Consider the following 17,289-nt stretch of genomic DNA (forward strand, 5'->3'; position numbering starts at 1 on the left):
TCCAACCCGCAGATGGCATGCGCCGCCATTGTCTCAACCGCAGGGCGGGGCTATCTGGCGTGCATGAACGACATGACCCCGATGGCTGCGCCGGTCCGTGCGCGCAAGCCCGACTGGATCCGCGTCAAGGCGCCGACCTCCGCTGGCTTCGCGAAAACGCGGGAACTGATGCGCTCGAAAAGCCTCACCACCGTCTGCGAAGAGGCGGCATGCCCCAACATCGGCGAATGCTGGTCGAAGAAGCACGCGACGGTCATGATCCTCGGCGACACCTGCACGCGGGCGTGCGCGTTCTGCAACGTCAAGACCGGCATGCCACGCGCGGTCGATCGGATGGAGCCGCAGAACGTGGCCGATGCGGCCGCGCAGATGGGCCTCAACCACATCGTCATCACCTCGGTCGATCGCGACGATCTCCCCGATGGCGGCGCGTCGCAATTCGTAAAGGTCATCCAGGCGATCCGCGCGTCGAACCCGACGACGACGATCGAGATCCTCACGCCCGACTTCCGCAACAAGGCGCAGGCTGCGATCGAGTCGATCGTCGAGGCGCGTCCCGACGTCTACAATCACAATCTCGAGACGGTGCCGCGGCTGTATCCGACGATCCGCCCAGGTGCGCGCTACTACGCGTCGCTGCGATTGCTGGAGAGCGTCAAGCGCCACGATCCGTCGATCTTCACCAAGTCGGGCGTTATGCTCGGGCTCGGCGAGGAGCGTCTCGAGATCCATCAGGTGATGGACGACATGCGCTGCGCCGACATCGATTTCCTGACGATGGGCCAGTATCTGCAGCCGACGCCGCGCCATGCCAAGGTTGCCGAGTTCGTGCCGCCCAAGGCGTTCGATGCCTATGCCTCGATCGCGCGCGCGAAGGGGTTCCTGCTGGTCGCATCGTCGCCGCTGACGCGGTCGAGTTATCATGCTGGGGATGACTTCGAGCGGTTGCGCGAAAACCGCGATGCCAAGCTGGGCGTCGCGCGCATCTGATGCCGAAGCATTCGGAAACGCGCCATTTGCCCTACACGCCTGAGCAGATGTTCGACCTGGTCGCCGATGTCGGTCGCTACGCCGAGTTCCTGCCCTGGGTCAGTGCGATGCGCGTGCGCTCGAACAGCGAGACGGAGACGCTCGCCGACATGATCGTCGGCTTCAAGGGCCTGCGCGAGACGTTCACGTCGCGGGTTGAGAAGGTGCGCCCGAGCGAACTCACCGTCGATTACGTCGATGGTCCGCTCAAGTATCTGCGCAACGAATGGCACTTCCGCCCAGAGCCGCAGGGCTGCGCGGTCGACTTCACCGTCGATTTCGCGTTCAAGAACCGGATGTTCGAGATGATCGCCGGGCAGGTATTCGGCGCTGCACTGCGGAAGATGATCGGTGCGTTCGAGACCCGTGCCGCCGAGCTTTACGGGGCCGAAGCGTCCGGCAACAAGAGTTCGAGCGCGCATAACGCGGCCTGAAGCCGTATCCCGCCGCGGCCGAGATCGCCGAAATCCTTGCGATCAGCGTGGACGTCAGAAGGGTCGCGACCCTTCTCAGCGCGACCGAACACCACGGTGCCGACCGGCTTCTTGAGCGAACCGCCTCCCGGCCCGGCGACGCCAGTGATTGCAACCGCGATATCCGCACCCGACTGCTTCAGCGCGGCCTGCGCCATGCTCCAGGCGACCGCGATCGAGACTGCGCCGAACGTCTCCAGCACATCCGAACTGATCTTTAGCACGCCGAGCTTGGCGGCGTTCGAGTAGGTGACGAAACCAACCTCGAACACGTCCGACGAACCGGGAATCTCGGTCAATGCGGCAGCGACAAGTCCGCCGGTGCAGCTCTCGGCGACCGCGACACGGCGGCCGATCGCCCGGTTCTGCTCGACCACTTTGCGTGCGGCGTCGACCAGTTCGGCGGGAAGGATCGTATCCATCAGCGAGTCTCCACCGGGCAGAGCAGCATCGGCACCGCGGCGATATCACCGCTGCGCGACTTCTGGGATTTCAGGTACCGCAACGTCTCGACGACGATGCCCGCCGTGTTGCGCGGTGGCAAGGGCTGGAGCAGCGTCACCATCCGGTCGATCGTCCCGCAATCGCGCGTGGCGATCCGCCCGACGATCTGCGGCACGAGCAGCGTCGTCAGCAACGGTCGCGCAAACTCCGAATCGAGCAGCGCGTCCACGGCGGGATCGCTGAGCTTGACGATCGCCGCGCGCGCCGCCGGCCAGGCCCGGTCGGACTCGACCTGATACCGGTCGATCAGCGCACTCGACTGGCGCCGGATCAGGCTGGCAGCGGGAAGCTGCGCCGCACAGACGCGCCCGGTTTCGCGCAGGATGTCGGGCATCGCGACGAGCGTCAGCGATTCGGCCTCGGGCCCGGTGATGCAGCGCGGTTGCGCCACTGCCGGGCTGGCGAGGAGGGCGATCCCGGCAAGCGCTGCCGCGATCTTCAAAGCGGCGATCCGGGCAGCCGAATAGTCGCGACCGCCTGCGCAGCAATGCCTTCGCCGCGGCCGGTGAAGCCGAGACGCTCGGTCGTCGTCGCCTTGACGCTGACCCGGTCGAGCGTGAGCCCGAGCAGGTCGGCGATCCGCGCGGTCATCGCCGCGCGATGCGGGCCGATCTTCGGCACCTCGCACATGATCGTCAGGTCGACAAAATCGATCCGGCCGCGCTTGTCGGCGATCAGCTTGGCGGCATGCTGGAGGAACTGCGCGGAGTCGGCGCCCTTCCACTGCGGGTCGCTCGGCGGGAAATGCGTGCCGATATCGCCCGCTGCGATCGTCCCGAGCAACGCGTCGGTCAGCGCGTGGAGCGCGACGTCGGCGTCGCTATGCCCCGACAACCCCTTGTCGTGCGGGATCAGCACGCCGCCCAGCCAGAGCTCCTCGCCGACTTCGAGGCGGTGGACGTCGAAGCCCATCGCGGTGCGGGTTTCGTACGCGACACGCGCTTCGGCGGCCGCGAAATCTTCTGGGTGCGTGACTTTCTCGAGCATCGCCGAGCCCTGCACCAACGCGACGCCGACGCCAAGCCGTCGCACCATCTGCGCATCGTCAGTCGCCTCTTCATCGGCAGGCCAGACCGCATGCGCGGCGCGCAGGGCCTCCACCGCAAATGCCTGGGGGGTCTGCACCCGGTTGAGGTCCGCGCGAGGCACGATGTCGCCGAGCAGGACGCTGCCCCGCGCCAACGTATCGATCACCGGCAGCACCGGAATGGCCGCGTCCCTGGTCTTCAAGGCGGCGACGAGCGAATCGATGACGGCATGCGACAGGAAGGGGCGGGCGGCGTCGTGGATCAGCACATGCGTCGCATCACCGACCGCCGCGAGGCCGTTGGTAACCGACTCGCGGCGCGTCGCACCGCCAACCACGATCGCCGCGTGCCCCAATGCTGCGGTCGCCAAACCCTGCTGGCCCTCGGCGACGACAACGATCGTTTCGGCGATCGCCGGATGCGTCACGAACGCGTCGTGCGAATAGGCGATCATCGGCTGACCAGCGATCCGCGCGAACTGCTTCGGAACCGATCCACCCGCGCGCGCGCCAGTTCCGGCGGCGACGATGATCGCGACGATGCGCTGTGCTGATGCCATGCCTGCCACCTAGCGCGTCGCCCGTGCGCTCGCCAGCCTTGCCTGAATCGGCGGGGCAGGGTAGGAGGATGCCTCTTTTTCAGGCACATTCATGCGTAATCTATCCCCCATCCAGATCGGTCCCGTCCGGATCGAAAGCCCCGTCGTGCTCGCGCCGATGACCGGCGTCACCGACATGCCGTTCCGCACGCTCGTGCGACGCTATGGCTCGGGCCTCAACGTCACCGAGATGGTGGCGAGCCAGGCCGCAATCCGCGAGACGCGCCAGTCGTTGCAGAAGGCGGCATGGGACCGGCTCGAGGAGCCGGTGTCGATGCAGCTGATCGGCTGCACGCCGTACGAGATGGGCGAAGCCGCCAAGCTCAGCCAGGATCGCGGCGCGGCGATCATCGACATCAACATGGGCTGTCCGGTACGCAAAGTCGTCAACGGCGATGCGGGCTCGGCGCTGATGCGCGACACCAAGCTCGCCAGCGCGATCATCGAGGCGACGGTCAAGGCGGTCGACGTGCCGGTGACGCTCAAGATGCGGATGGGCTGGTGCCACGACAGCCTCAACGCCCCCGACCTCGCGCGCATCGCCGAAGACCTCGGCATCAAGCTGATCACCGTCCACGGCCGCACGCGCAACCAGATGTACAAGGGCAGCGCCGACTGGGGCTTCGTCCGGAAGGTCAAGGACGCGGTGGGCGTGCCGGTGATCGTCAACGGCGACATCTGCACGATCGAGGACGCCGAAGCGGCGATGGACCAGTCCGGCGCCGATGGCCTGATGATCGGTCGCGGTAGCTATGGCCGCCCGTGGGTGCTTGGCCAAGTGATGGAATGGTTCGCCACCGGCCGTCGCATCGAAGACCCGTCGATCACCGAGCAATATGACGCGATCGCAGGGCATTACGAGGCTATGCTCGAACATTACGGGATCGAGACCGGCGTCAACATGGCGCGAAAGCACATCGGCTGGTACACCAAGGGCCTCCCCGGCTCGGCCGAGTTCCGCAACAAGGTCAACCAGGTCCCCGATCCCAAGCAGGTCAAGGCGATGCTGGCCGAGTTCTACGCTCCCTGGCGCGAACTTGCAGCGGCCTGATACGCAATCCCGGGGGCGGCCAGGCTTTGCGGAGCTGTTCGCCGCACTCCCGGTCGCGGTCGTCGTCGTCGATCCAGGCCACCGCGTCGCGCATGCCAACGCGCTCGCCGAGCAATTGCTGAACCTCTCCGAGCGGTTGATGATCGGCCAACCGCTCGATGCGATCATCCCGCCGCCCGACGATCCGCGTAACCGCGACGGTCACGGTCTGGCGGTCTACGACACCGAGATATCGACTGCACGCGGCGTGAAGTTCCGCGTCGATTTCGCCGAGACGCAGATCGCCGACTATCCCGGCTGGCGAGCTATCACGCTCCACGCCGCGGCGACGTCTCGGCGACTGGGGCATTCAGCAGATCGTGCTGCCGGGGCGAGAGCGGCGGTTGGTGCGGCCGCGATGCTCGCCCACGAGATCAAGAACCCGCTATCCGGCATCCGCGGTGCCGCGCAGTTGCTCGGCGCGGGCGAACTGACGACGCTGATCGTCACGGAGGTCGACCGCATTGCCGCGCTGATCGACCGCATGCAGGACTTCAGCGACACCCGGCCCCTGCCGCTCGCCAGCGAGAACATCTATCCGCTCCTGGGTCATGCCCGCCGTCTCGCGCTTGCCGGGTTCGCACGCGGCATCGCGATCGAGGAACGCTTCGATCCTTCACTCCCGCCGGCGCAGATCAACCGCGATGCGCTGCTTCAGATCGTCATAAACCTGCTCAAGAACGCGCGCGAAGCCGTTAGAAACGAACGCGAACCGCGGCTCGTGATGACGACCGCTTACCGTCACGGCATCACCGTCAGCGCCGCACCGGGCAAGCCCCGCGTACCGCTGCCGATCGAGATCTGCATCTTCGACAACGGCCCCGGCGCGCCTGCCGACATCGCCGATCACCTGTTCGATCCGTTCGTGTCGGGTCGTCGCGAAGGGCAGGGGCTTGGTCTCGCGCTCGTCGACAAGCTCACCCGAGACATGGGCGGCATCGTCCAATACGCCCGGGAAGGTACGCCGGAAATGACCGTCCTCCGCCTGTTACTTCCGAGAGCGGCATCATGAGCACCGTCCTGGTCGTCGATGACGATGCCGCGATCCGCACCGTCGTCGCGCAGGCGCTTCGCCGGGCGGGGCATGATGTTACCGTCGCCGACAGTCTCGCCCAGCTCGAACGCGCGCTCGCCTTGTCGGTCCCCGACGTGCTGATCACCGACGTGATACTTCCCGACGGCGACGGCATCGATCATGTCCGCAGCGTCGCCTCGCGCTTCCCCCTGCTGCCGATCATCGTCCTATCGGCGCAGAATACGCTGACTACCGCGGTCCGCGCGGCGGAAGTCGGCGCGTACGAATATCTGCCGAAGCCGTTCGATCTCGACGTGCTGACCAGCGCGGTGACCGGCGCCCTCGCGCGCGGCGGCATGGTGTCGGACGAGGCGCTCCACGACGAGGACCGCGCGCTCCCGCTGATCGGTCGCTCGGCGGCGATGCAGGACGTGTACCGGATCATCGCGCGCGTCGTCTCGAACGACCTGACCGTACTGATCTCGGGCGAATCGGGCACCGGTAAGGAACTGGTCGCGCGCGCTATCCACGATCTGGGCCCGCGTAGCGCAGCCCCGTTCGTCGCGATCAACATGGCGGCGATCCCGCGTGATTTGATCGAGGCCGAGCTGTTCGGGCACGAACGCGGTGCCTTCACCGGCGCCGCGACGCGCAATGCGGGCCGGTTCGAGCAGGCGTCGGGTGGCACGCTGTTCCTCGACGAGATCGGCGACATGCCGATGGAGGCGCAGACCCGCCTGCTCCGCGTGCTCCAGTCGGGCGAGTTCACCAGCGTCGGTGGCGCCCGGACGATCCGCGTCGACGTCCGCATCGTTGCCGCCACCAATCGCGACCTGTCCGCGCAGGTCGCCACCGGCCAGTTTCGCGAAGACCTGTTCTACCGCCTGAACGTCGTGCCGATTGCGCTGCCCGTGCTGCGCGAACGCCGCCAGGATATTGCCTTGCTCGCGCGCCACTTCCTCGATCACGCCGCGATCCAGGGCTTGCCGCGCCGCCAGCTTGCCACCGATGCGATCACAGCACTCGGCGCACACGCATGGCCCGGCAACGTTCGCGAGCTCGAGAACCTCATGCGCCGGCTCGCGGTTCTTGCACGCGACGAGGTGATCGACGCCGAGGCGATCCGGACGATGCTCGGCACGCAGGTCGATGCGAGCGAGGCGCCCGATATCGACATCGCGCAGGCGGTCCGCGCGATGATCGAGCGGATCGCGCGCCAGGACCCCGCTGCGCTCGATGATGGCACCTTGTACGATCGGGTCATCGGCGAGGTCGAACGGCCGCTGATCGAGGTGATGCTCGCGCGCCACGGCCAGAATCAGCTCCGCGCGGCCCGCGCGCTAGGCATCAACCGCAATACGCTACGCAAACGGCTCGACACGCTGGGGATCGACATCGACAACGGTGTAGATACGCAGCGCGGCGACGAGGCGGAACGTCGCTGACTTTATCATTATGTGGTTTCCCGGCAACGGTTGACGTTGTATTGGGGCAACGATGATCGCTTCCGCGACGCTACCGATGGATGATGACGGGCCCGCACGCCGGTTCGCGGTGACGCCTGTGGTCGAGGCGCTCGTTCTCGCCGTTGCCATAGCGATCGGTGTTGCAAGCTACTTCGTGATTACCGGGACCGACGCCCCGCAGCGCCTAATCCCTCCGCCGCTGGTCGCTCTGCTGTTGGTTGCCAACCTCGTTCCGGGGATCGCGCTGCTGATGCTGCTCGGGCGTCGCGTTGCGATGCGGCGTGCGGCGCGCTCGCCGGTCGGCGGCGGCGGGCGGCTGCACGTTCGCCTCGTCGCGTTGTTCTCGGTGGTTGCCGCGGTGCCGATGCTGTTGGTGACGATCTTCGCGTCGTTGCTTTTCCAGTACGGCGTCCAGTTCTGGTACTCGGACCAGGCGCGCGGAATGCTCGAGAACGCGACTGCGCTCGCACAATCCTCCTACGCGCGTCAGCTGAGCCGCTGGGAAGAGGCCACCGTGACGATGGCGGCCGACATGTCCGGGTATCTTGATGCGAAGTCGCTGCAGAGCCCCGATTTCTCGGGATATTTTTTGCAGCAGGTCTATTATCGCAGCCTGTCCGAAGCAGCCTTGTTCAAGGTCACCCCGCAGAACGAGATTCAGACCTTCGCGGTGGTCGATCCGTACAAGATAGACTTTGCGCGCCAGGTGACTCCCCAGGCGCTCGCCCAGTTGCGCGCCGGCAAGTCGGCGGTCGTCGCGGTCACCGGTGACCGGATCCAGACGATTACGCTATTACCCGGCTCCGACGAGCTGTTTCTGTATGCCGGACGCGTCGAAGACACGAAGCTTCTCTCCGGCCAGACGATCCGCGCGAACGAGGTGCTGACCAGCTATCGCTCGCTGCTGGCGCGATCGCGGAGCCTTCAGTTGCGCTTCAACGCCGCTCTGCTGGTTATCTCGCTGCTGATCGTCGGCATCGCGGTCTGGATCGCGCTCGCGGTGGCCGATCGCCTTGTCCGCCCGGTCGGCGAACTGGTCGATGCCGCGCGACGTGTCGCTGGGGGCGACCTCACTGCCCGCGTACCGGACTCGCGCAGTCGCGATGAGGTCGGCACGCTCGCTAACGCGTTCAACCAGATGACGGGGCAACTCGAAGAGCAGAATACCGCACTCGTCACCGCCAACGGCCAACTTGAAAACCGCCGCGCGCTGATCGAAGCGGTGATGGCCGGCGTGTCGGCAGGCGTCGTTGCAACCGGGCGCGAACGCACGATCACGATCGCCAATGATTCCGCGGTCACATTGCTCGGCGCGGATGCCGGCGGTCTCGTTGGACGCAAGCTGGTCGATGTCGCCCCCGAGCTCGACGCCATGCTCGACGGTGGCGACCGCGAAGCGATTGTCGAGGTCGGGCAGGGTGGCGATGTCCGCACGCTGGCGGTCCGCATCGCGCGCCCGGCGACCGGTCCGATCCTTACGTTCGACGATATCACCCAGCAACTGCTCGACCAGCGCCGCGCCGCATGGTCCGACGTCGCTCGGCGGATCGCTCACGAGATCAAGAACCCGCTGACGCCGATCCAGCTTGCCGCAGAACGCCTGCAACGGCGCTACGGCGCAAAGACAGAGATGCAGGACGGCACGTTTTCACGGCTGACCGACACGATCATTCGCCAGGTCGGTGACCTGCGCCGGATGGTCGACGAATTTTCGTCGTTCGCGCGCATGCCCAAGCCCGTCTTCCGGGAGGAATCCTTGGTCGACGCCGCCCGCCAGGCGCTGTTCCTTCATGAGGTGGCGCATCCGGCGATCGGTTTCCACCTCGTCAACGACGACCCCGGGCTCGCACTCTTCTGCGATCGTCGCCAGATCGGCCAGGCGCTCACGAACATTGTCAAGAACGCGGTCGAAGCTGTTGAATCGCGTGGCGAACCCAACGGATCGGTGACGATGACGCTCAGCCAGGAACCAGGTCGGAGCGTGACCATAGCCGTCGCGGATACCGGGATCGGTCTGCCCGCCGATCGTGATCGGATCATGGAGCCTTATGTGACGACGCGCGCGCGCGGCACCGGCCTCGGGCTTGCCATCGTCAAGAAGATCATCGAGGAACATTGTGGCACGATCGGCTTCTCCGATCGGCCGGGTGGCGGTACGCTCGTCACCATGATCTTCGACACCAGGGCCTTGGCCGTACTCGGCCAGGGAGACCTGGACCAAGGGGGGCTCGACGCAAGAGGGCCGATACCCCAAGGGGTAGGGGACGGCCAACTCGCCACCATGACTCGCAACCGGACATGATTTGATGGCGCTCGATATTCTCGTCGTGGACGACGAACGTGACATTCGCGAACTGGTTGCCGGCGTCCTGGAGGACGAAGGGTATGACACGCGCGACGCTGGCGACAGTGATTCCGCGCTGGAGGCGATCGCTGCGCGGCGTCCGTCGCTCGTGCTGCTCGACGTCTGGCTGCAAGGCTCGCGGCTCGACGGGCTCGAACTGCTCGATGAAATCAAGCGCCGCGATCCGTCGATCCCGGTGCTGGTCATCTCCGGCCACGGCAACCTCGACACCGCAGTTGCTGCGATCCGGCGTGGCGCGTCCGACTTCATCGAAAAGCCGTTCGAGGCCGAGCGCCTGCTACTCATGGTGGCACGCGCGACCGAAACGGAACGGCTTCGGCGCGAAGTGGCGACGTTGCGCGCTACAGTTGGTCGAGAGACTGATCTCACCGGCAGTTCGGGTGCGATCAACGGCGTTCGCGCGACGCTGAAGCGGGTTGCGGCGACGGGTAGTCGCGTCCTCGTCATGGGCGGCGCGGGCGTCGGCAAGGAAGTGGCTGCGCGATTGCTGCACGGCTGGAGCCAGCGCACCGATGCGCCGTTCATCGTCGTCAGCGCCGCGCGGATGACACCCGAGCGGGTCGACGAGGAATTGTTCGGTGTCGAGGAGGCAGGCGATCTGGTCCGGCCCGGCCTGTTCGAGCAGGCGCATGGCGGCACATTGTTCCTCGACGAGATCGCCGACATGCCGATCACGACGCAGGCGCGGATTCTCCGCGCGCTGACCGACCAGAGCTTCACGCGGGTTGGTGGCACGCGGGTGGTGAAGGTCGACGTTCGCGTCGTCTCGGCGACGGCGCGCGACCTGGTGTTCGAAATCGCCGAGGGCCGGTTCCGCGAGGACCTGTATTATCGTCTCAATGTCGTGCCCGTGACGATCCCGCCGCTGTCCGATCGCCGCGAGGACATTCCCGCGCTCGTCCAGCACTTCATCGCGCATTACGCCTCGGAGCGCCGCGTGCCGACGCCGGAAATCGCACCCGATGCGATGGTCGCGCTGCAATCCTACGACTGGCCTGGCAATGTCCGTCAGTTGCGGAACGTCGTCGAGCGGACGATCATCCTCGCGCCTGGCGATCGCATCGGCCGGATCGACATCGACCTGCTGCCTGCCGAAGTGCTCGGCGAGCAGGGCGACATGGGCGCGGCGGGCGGCACGGCCATAATGGGATCGCCGCTGAGAGAGGCTCGCGAGACGTTCGAACGCGAATATCTGCGGGTCCAGATCCGGCGCTTTTCGGGCAACATCTCCCGCACTGCCAGCTTTATCGGCATGGAGCGGTCGGCGCTCCATCGCAAACTCAAGCTGCTCGGGATCACGGAAACGCGCGACGAATAACGGCCCGCAATCCCTGCGCCCTCTGGAACTACGGGCGCATCGATCATAGATCACACATGGCGCACGGTAACCGTGTGCATCTCCGACGCTGGGAAACAGCGCCTTGCGGGCAAAGTCCCGCCAAAAACAAAGGGTTATCCCATTGGCCGATAAACCAGGCTCGCTTCAGGACCTCTTCCTGAACGCACTCCGGCGCTCCAAGACGCCAGTCACGATGTTCCTCGTCAAAGGCGTGAAGCTTCAGGGCATCGTCACGTGGTTCGATAATTTCTCCGTGCTGCTCCGTCGCGATGGTCAGTCGCAGCTGATCTACAAGCATGCGATCTCGACGATCATGCCCGCCGGGCCGATGGACGTGTCGACGATCGTCGACGCGGTCGGAGAGAACCAGAAGAAGCACCCGTTGTTGCAGGATATCTTCCTCAACGCAGTGCGGAAGTCCGAAGACAGCGTGACGATGTTCCTGATCAACGGCGTCATGCTGCAGGGCCAGATCGCCGGTTTCGACCTGTTCTGCATGTTGCTTCAGCGCGAGGACATGGCGCAACTCGTCTACAAGCACGCCGTCTCGACGATCCAGCCGGCGCGCCCGCTGAACCTTGCCGAAGAGCCCACCGACACGGATGACGCGGACGATGACGATTGAGTAGCGGTTTCGAACGCGATCGGGATGAGTTCACCCGTGGTACGCGCGCGATCGTCGTATTGCCCGATCATGGCAATGCGTCGCGCGACGTCGATGCACGCCTGGAGGAAACCGCAGGTCTCGCCGCCGCCATCGGCGTCGAGGTCGTCGAGCGGATAGCCTACCGCGTACGACAGCCCAAACCGGCAACGCTGATCGGCAGCGGTCAGGTCGAGCTGCTGGCGACGCAGGTGCGGATGGAGGAGGCGGGGCTCGTCGTATTCGATGCCAGCCTTACCCCGATCCAGCAGCGTAACCTTGAGAAAGCGCTGGAAACCAAGGTCATCGATCGTACTGGCCTGATCCTCGAGATTTTCGGCGAGCGCGCGGCGACCGCCGAAGGTCGGTTGCAGGTCGAACTGGCGCATCTCGATTATCAGGCGGGCCGGCTGGTCCGGAGCTGGACCCATCTCGAACGTCAGCGTGGCGGCTTCGGCTTCCTCGGCGGTCCGGGTGAAACGCAGATCGAGGCCGATCGCCGCCTGATCCGCGACCGGATGGCGCGACTGAAGCGTGAACTCGAGCAGGTCAGTCGCACCCGCGGCCTTCATCGCGAACGCCGTCAACGCGCACCGTGGCCGGTGATTGCACTTGTCGGCTACACCAACGCCGGAAAGTCCACGCTCTTCAACAGACTGACCGGTGCCGACGTCATGGCAGAGGATCTGCTGTTTGCGACGCTCGATCCCACGTTGCGGCAGATCCAGCTGCCGGGGATCGACAAGGCGATCCTGTCCGACACGGTCGGCTTCGTGTCCGACCTGCCGACCCAATTGGTTGCGGCGTTCAAGGCAACGCTGGAAGAGGTCGTATCGGCGGATCTTCTCATACACATCCGCGACATCGCGCACCCGGACACGGAGGCACAGCGCACCGATGTCGAGGCGGTGCTCGCTGAAATCGGCGTCGATGACAACACGCCGCGGTTTGAGGTCTGGAACAAGCTCGATCTGCTCGATGCCGATACGCATGACGAGGTTGCCGCGCAGGCGGCGCACCGGACCGACGTCGTTGCGATCTCAGCGCTGAGCGGGGAAGGGGTGCAGCATCTCGTCGAACAGGTGGCGGCCAATCTGACCGGTGCCCACCGACGCTACAGCATCACGATCGAGGCCAGCGATGGCGCCGGCGCGGCGTGGCTGCACGCGCATGGTGAGGTCCTGGGCAGCGTGAACGACGACCTCGACACGACCTACGATGTCAGGTTGTCGGAAACCGACTATGACCGGTTTATCCGCCGCGACGTTTGACCGCCTGCCACAGGGCCTCTTTCTGATCGAGCGTCATGGCGGCGAAGGCGTCGCCGCCATCGGCCTCGATCGCCCTGAAGCGTGCCTCGAACTTGGCATTGCCGGCGCGCAGGGCAGCCTCCGGATCTACGCCGAGATGGCGCGCCCAGTTCGTCACCGCGAATAGGAGGTCACCGATTTCTTCTGCCACGGTGTCTGAGCTCGCCTCACGAACCTCTTCGGTTTCCTCGATAACTTTACTAAGGGGCCCTGCGGCATCGGGCCAATCGAACCCGACGCGTGCGGCACGTTTTTGGAGTTTTTCGGCGCGGGACAGGGCGGGCAGATTGATCGCGACCCCGGCCAGTGCGCTCGGGTCGGACTTCTCCGCGCGCTCGGCTGCCTTGATCGTTTCCCAACCCGTCGCGCGCGCGGCGTCGCCGAAGATGTGCGGATGGCGGCGTTCCATCTTGTCGCTGATCGCGGTGACGACGTCCGCAAGCGTGAACGCGCCGGACTCCTCGGCGATACGACTGTGGAACACGACCTGAAGCAACAGGTCGCCAAGCTCGTCCTTGAGATCGGTGGGATCGTTGCGCGTGATCGCGTCCGCAACTTCGTACGCTTCCTCGATCGTGTACGGCGCGATCGTCGACCAGGTCTGAACGCGGTCCCATTCGCATCCGTCGACTGGATCACGCAACCGCGCCATGATTGAAGTTAGCCGTTCGATCATAAGGGGCACCCATAACTACCGTTCGATCCAACCCCATTGTTCAGATCGATAATATACATTATGTTAAATCTACGTTGATATCGGCGTGAGAATGAGGGTCATATTCTCCACCCGCCACGAACCCAGCTTCGACAGGAAGTTCATGCCGATCACGTCCGTGTCTCCGAACGACGGTGACGTAACGATCCCGAGATCGGTCGCGGTGATCGTGCCGACCGTCACGCGCCTGGCGGTTGCGGTCCGGGCCGATACATCGCCATTGGCGGTCGAGATCATAACCGGGAACGGACTTTCATTGCTATCGAGTCCCGCAGCCTTCGCGGTGGACGCCGACAGCGCGGTCGTCGTCGCGCCGCTATCGATCAGCATCCGACGCCGCACGCCATCGATATCGACATTGGCCCAGAAATGGCCGTCCTCCGCCATCCGGATCCGCGTTTCCGTGCCGCTGACCTGCTGGTCCGCAAACATGGTCTTCAGCCCGGAAAATCGGTCCCGCTGGCTTGCGATGAGCAAACCGACGATAAAGATCGCGACCCACGCCAATGTCATCTTCAGCACGGGTTTAAGCGGCAACCGGCGTGCTACCAGCGCAGACAGCGGCAGGATCAGCATTACCGCGTACAGCGCGAACTGGGCGGCGCGGTCACCGGTCATGCGGTCAGCACGAGCCCGTCATAGCCCGGTTCGACCCCAGCCGGCAGTTCTCGAAGCAATGTCGCGTAATCCATCGAATTGTCCATATGGATCAACGCGGTCCGCTTCGGTCCCAGTCGTTCGACCCAGTTGAGTACGGCTGGCAATTCCATATGCGTTGGATGCGGGCGCCGGCGCAAAGCATCGACGACCCATATGTCCAGATCCCGGTAGATGCTGGCCATGTCGTCGGTCATCACGTGGAAATCCGTCGCATATCCCACAGCAACGCCGTCCGCTTCGAACCGGAGGCCCGCGGCGTGAATGTTGCCATGCGGTTGGTCGGTCACATGAATGTCGATTCCGCCGATCGTCAGCCGATCCGGCAGCACCTCGGCCGCGATCGTCGGCGGATAGCCAGTTCGGCCGTGGAAGGCATAGGTGAACCGTGCATCCAACGCTGCCAGCGTGAACGGTCGCGCATACCCTCGCACGGGCGCGCCAGTCGCATGGAAGAGCTGCCGCAGATCGTCGATGCCGTGGCAGTGGTCGGCGTGATCATGCGTCCAGATCACCGCGTCGACCCGGTCGACGTCGACCGCCAGCAACTGCTCACGCATGTCGGGGCTGGTATCGATCAGGATCCGCGTGCCGTCATGTTCGACGATTGCGGAGGCACGGGTGCGGCGGTTGCGTGGTTCGGTCGGGTCGCATTCGCCCCAGTCGTTGCCGATCCTCGGCACGCCGGAGGATGTGCCGGAGCCGAGAATCGTGATCTTCATGCCCGCGTTTTGCCGAACAGCGTGTGGAAGTTTTCGGCCGTACGACGCGATAACTCTTCGACATTTTCTCCGCGCAGGTCGGCCAAGAACTGCGCCGTGTCGGCGACGAAGCCGGGCTCCCCGGTCTTGCCCCGATGCGGCACCGGCGCGAGGAATGGCGCATCGGTCTCGATCAGCAAGCGCTCGATCGGCAGCCGTGCGGCAGTTTCCTGCAGATCACGCGCGTTCTTGAACGTCACGATCCCCGAAATGGAGATATAAAGCCCCATATTCAACGCCTTGTCGGCGAAAGCTCCGCTCGCCGTGAAGCAGTGGATGACCCCGGGATAGGCCCCCTTCCCCATCTCCTCGGCCATGATCGCCGCGGTATCGTCCTCGGCATCGCGGGTATGGACGACGATCGGCAGGCCGGTCTCGCGCGACGCGACGATGTGCGCGCGGAAGCTCGCCTGCTGGCGGGCGCGGTCCGAGGTGTCGCGGAAATAGTCGAGGCCGCTTTCGCCGAGCCCTACCACGCGTGGATGCCGTGCGCGCTCGATCAGCTTGGCGGCGTCCACGTCGGGATACACGTCAGCCTCGTTCGGATGGATGCCGATCGTCGCCCACACGTCAGGCTCGCGCTCGGCGGTGGCGACGATATCGTCCCATTCGCTTTCGCGCGTCGAGATGTTCAGCATCGCCGTGACGCCGCGCGCCCTAGCCCGTGCGAGCACCGCCTGCTGGTCCTCGACGAGGCCCTTGTAGTTCAGGTGGCAATGGCTGTCGGCGAGCATCAGGCCTCCGCAGGCAGTTCGAGACGCGGGAATACGGGCGCCGGCGGTGCGATCCGGAAGTCGGAAGCGGCCACACGATCATACCAGCCGTCGTCGTCTATCGCGGCATGGTCGCGCTCGGTCGCGCCGATCTGCTCGAGCACCTTCCCAGCGGAGTCCGGTACTACCGGCAGGATCGCGATCGCGAGCATGCGGATCGCGCGGACCAGCGTACGGAGAACCGCGTTCATCCGCTCGGGATCGGTCTTGCGCAGCGCCCAGGGTGCCTGCGCGTCGATATACTGGTTGCACGCGAACACGCCGCGCATCCACGCCTCGATGCCTTGCGACAGCGCGAGATCGGTGAAGGCGGACTTGAACCCTGCACAGGCGACAACGACCTCTTCGATCAGTATCCCGTCGGCATCCTGGACCGTACCAGCCGTGGGAAACTCGCCGCCCAAGTTCTTGGCGATGAACGACAATGTCCGCTGCGCAAGGTTGCCGAAGCTGTTCGCCAGCTCGGCGTTGACGCGGGTCACGATCGCCTCGGGCGAGTAGCTGCCATCCTGGCCGAAGCTTACGTCGCGAAGGAAGAAATAGCGCAACGCATCGACGCCGAAGGCATCCGCGAGCGCCATCGGATCGACGACGTTGCCGACCGACTTCGACATCTTCTCGCCGCGGGTCAGCAGGAAGCCATGGCCGAACACGCTCTTGGGCAGCGGGATACCCGCCGAGAGCAGGAACGCGGGCCAATAGACCGCGTGGAAGCGGACGATGTCCTTGCCGATCAGATGGATATCCGCCGGCCAGTATTTCGCCTTGTCGCCGGTCATGTCGGGATAGCCGATCCCGGTCAGGTAATTGGTGAGCGCATCGACCCACACGTACATGACGTGGCCGGGGCTGCCCGGCACCGGCACGCCCCAGTCGAAGCTGGTACGCGAGACGGACAGATCCTTCAGGCCACCCTCGACGAAGCGCATCACCTCGTTGCGACGGCTTTCGGGACGGATAAAATCGGGATTGGCGGCGAAGAGATCGAGCAAGGGCTGCTGATATTTCGACAGGCGGAAGAACCAGGTCTCCTCCGCGGTCCATTCGACCGGCGTGCCTTGCGGCGAGCGGCGATCATCGCCCTCCCCGGTCAGCTCTGACTCGTCGTAGAACGCTTCGTCGCGGACCGAATACCAGCCTTCATAGCGGTCGAGATACAGATCGCCTGCGTCCGCCATCGCCTGCCAGATCGCGGCGCTCGCGGCGTAGTGATCCTCGTCGACGGTGCGGATAAAACGGTCATACGAGATGCCAAGACGGTCGGCCATCTCGTGGAAATACGACGACATTTCGTTGGCAAGTTCGCGCACGGGCATATCGCGGTCACGCGCGGCCTGGACCATCTTCAGACCGTGTTCGTCGGTGCCGGTCTGGAACAGGACGTCACGCCCCGCCTGACGCTGGAAGCGCGCGATCGCGTCGGCGGCAATCATCTCGTACGCATGGCCGATATGCGGACGGCCATTGGGATAGTGGATCGCGGTGGTGATATAGAAAGGGTCGGCCATGCCGCGCTCCTAGAG

Annotated in this window: 17 protein-coding genes; 9 read left to right on the plus strand and 8 right to left on the minus strand. The window is 65.0% G+C overall.

The features are described from left to right. Positions 1-63 precede the first annotated feature (63 nt). Both lipA and O6W96_RS02910 read left to right on the plus strand, forming a co-directional pair. Positions 64-990, plus strand: coding sequence for a lipoyl synthase (gene lipA / locus O6W96_RS02905; RefSeq protein ID WP_060525484.1), 927 nt, complete (start codon positions 64-66; stop codon positions 988-990). Then, positions 990-1,463: a type II toxin-antitoxin system RatA family toxin gene (locus tag O6W96_RS02910; RefSeq protein WP_056058737.1), complete on the plus strand. Its 474-nt coding sequence runs from the start codon at positions 990-992 to the stop codon at positions 1,461-1,463. Before lipA ends, O6W96_RS02910 begins: the two co-directional genes overlap by 1 nt. On the opposite strand, the gene O6W96_RS02915 is transcribed toward O6W96_RS02910, so the two are convergent. The 3 genes from O6W96_RS02915 to O6W96_RS02925 are packed head-to-tail and all read right to left on the minus strand — an operon-like array spanning position 1,409 to position 3,593. Next, the gene (locus tag O6W96_RS02915) at positions 1,409-1,924 is read right to left on the minus strand and encodes a CinA family protein (protein ID WP_056048893.1); all 516 of its coding nucleotides are present in this window, start codon (positions 1,922-1,924) and stop codon (positions 1,409-1,411) included. The genes O6W96_RS02910 and O6W96_RS02915 overlap by 55 nt on opposite strands. After that, positions 1,924-2,448 (minus strand): hypothetical protein, encoded by a 525-nt coding sequence (locus O6W96_RS02920; RefSeq protein WP_353468160.1) that lies wholly within the window; start codon positions 2,446-2,448, stop codon positions 1,924-1,926. Before O6W96_RS02920 ends, O6W96_RS02915 begins: the two co-directional genes overlap by 1 nt. Then, positions 2,445-3,593 carry a bifunctional 2-C-methyl-D-erythritol 4-phosphate cytidylyltransferase/2-C-methyl-D-erythritol 2,4-cyclodiphosphate synthase gene (locus O6W96_RS02925; RefSeq protein WP_353468161.1) on the minus strand — a complete coding sequence of 383 codons (1,149 nt, stop codon included), beginning with the start codon at positions 3,591-3,593 and terminating at the stop codon, positions 2,445-2,447. The genes O6W96_RS02920 and O6W96_RS02925 overlap by 4 nt, the downstream gene beginning before the upstream one ends. Before the next feature lie 91 nt (positions 3,594-3,684). Between O6W96_RS02925 and dusB the strand changes: the two genes are divergently transcribed. From dusB to hflX, 7 genes are all read left to right on the plus strand, one after another. Next, a complete protein-coding gene (gene dusB / locus O6W96_RS02930) occupies positions 3,685-4,683 on the plus strand; it encodes a tRNA dihydrouridine synthase DusB (protein ID WP_353468162.1) in 999 nt (332 codons plus the stop codon). After that, positions 4,670-5,734, plus strand: coding sequence for a two-component system sensor histidine kinase NtrB (locus O6W96_RS02935; RefSeq protein ID WP_353468163.1), 1,065 nt, complete (start codon positions 4,670-4,672; stop codon positions 5,732-5,734). Before dusB ends, O6W96_RS02935 begins: the two co-directional genes overlap by 14 nt. Beyond that, on the plus strand, positions 5,731-7,182 hold the full coding sequence (gene ntrC, locus O6W96_RS02940; protein ID WP_353468164.1) for a nitrogen regulation protein NR(I): 1,452 nt from the start codon (positions 5,731-5,733) through the stop codon (positions 7,180-7,182). The genes O6W96_RS02935 and ntrC overlap by 4 nt, the downstream gene beginning before the upstream one ends. A 52-nt stretch (positions 7,183-7,234) precedes the next feature. After that, complete coding sequence (locus O6W96_RS02945; RefSeq protein ID WP_353468165.1) at positions 7,235-9,505, plus strand: sensor histidine kinase; 2,271 nt, start codon at positions 7,235-7,237, stop codon at positions 9,503-9,505. A gap of 4 nt (positions 9,506-9,509) precedes the next feature. Beyond that, positions 9,510-10,886 (plus strand): sigma-54-dependent transcriptional regulator, encoded by a 1,377-nt coding sequence (locus O6W96_RS02950; RefSeq protein WP_353468166.1) that lies wholly within the window; start codon positions 9,510-9,512, stop codon positions 10,884-10,886. Positions 10,887-10,974: 88 nt separating this feature from the next. Further along, positions 10,975-11,532 carry an RNA chaperone Hfq gene (hfq, locus tag O6W96_RS02955; protein ID WP_435372183.1) on the plus strand — a complete coding sequence of 186 codons (558 nt, stop codon included), beginning with the start codon at positions 10,975-10,977 and terminating at the stop codon, positions 11,530-11,532. Then, complete coding sequence (hflX, locus tag O6W96_RS02960) at positions 11,529-12,821, plus strand: GTPase HflX (protein WP_353468168.1); 1,293 nt, start codon at positions 11,529-11,531, stop codon at positions 12,819-12,821. Before hfq ends, hflX begins: the two co-directional genes overlap by 4 nt. Here hflX and mazG read toward each other — a convergent pair. From mazG to metG, 5 genes are all read right to left on the minus strand, one after another. Then, on the minus strand, positions 12,802-13,536 hold the full coding sequence (gene mazG / locus O6W96_RS02965) for a nucleoside triphosphate pyrophosphohydrolase (protein ID WP_353468170.1): 735 nt from the start codon (positions 13,534-13,536) through the stop codon (positions 12,802-12,804). The two genes, hflX and mazG, sit on opposite strands and share 20 nt — an antisense overlap. Positions 13,537-13,605: 69 nt before the next feature. Further along, positions 13,606-14,193 (minus strand): retropepsin-like aspartic protease family protein, encoded by a 588-nt coding sequence (locus O6W96_RS02970; RefSeq protein WP_353468171.1) that lies wholly within the window; start codon positions 14,191-14,193, stop codon positions 13,606-13,608. Beyond that, on the minus strand, positions 14,190-14,954 hold the full coding sequence (locus O6W96_RS02975) for an MBL fold metallo-hydrolase (RefSeq protein WP_353468172.1): 765 nt from the start codon (positions 14,952-14,954) through the stop codon (positions 14,190-14,192). The genes O6W96_RS02970 and O6W96_RS02975 overlap by 4 nt, the downstream gene beginning before the upstream one ends. Further along, on the minus strand, positions 14,951-15,727 hold the full coding sequence (locus tag O6W96_RS02980; protein WP_353468173.1) for a TatD family hydrolase: 777 nt from the start codon (positions 15,725-15,727) through the stop codon (positions 14,951-14,953). The genes O6W96_RS02975 and O6W96_RS02980 overlap by 4 nt, the downstream gene beginning before the upstream one ends. Then, positions 15,727-17,274, minus strand: coding sequence for a methionine--tRNA ligase (metG, locus tag O6W96_RS02985; RefSeq protein ID WP_121885076.1), 1,548 nt, complete (start codon positions 17,272-17,274; stop codon positions 15,727-15,729). The genes O6W96_RS02980 and metG overlap by 1 nt, the downstream gene beginning before the upstream one ends. Between the last annotated feature and the right edge of the window lie 15 nt (positions 17,275-17,289).

The organism is Sphingomonas faeni, assembly GCF_040407495.1.
GTDB classification, from domain to species: Bacteria; Pseudomonadota; Alphaproteobacteria; order Sphingomonadales; family Sphingomonadaceae; genus Sphingomonas; species Sphingomonas faeni_D.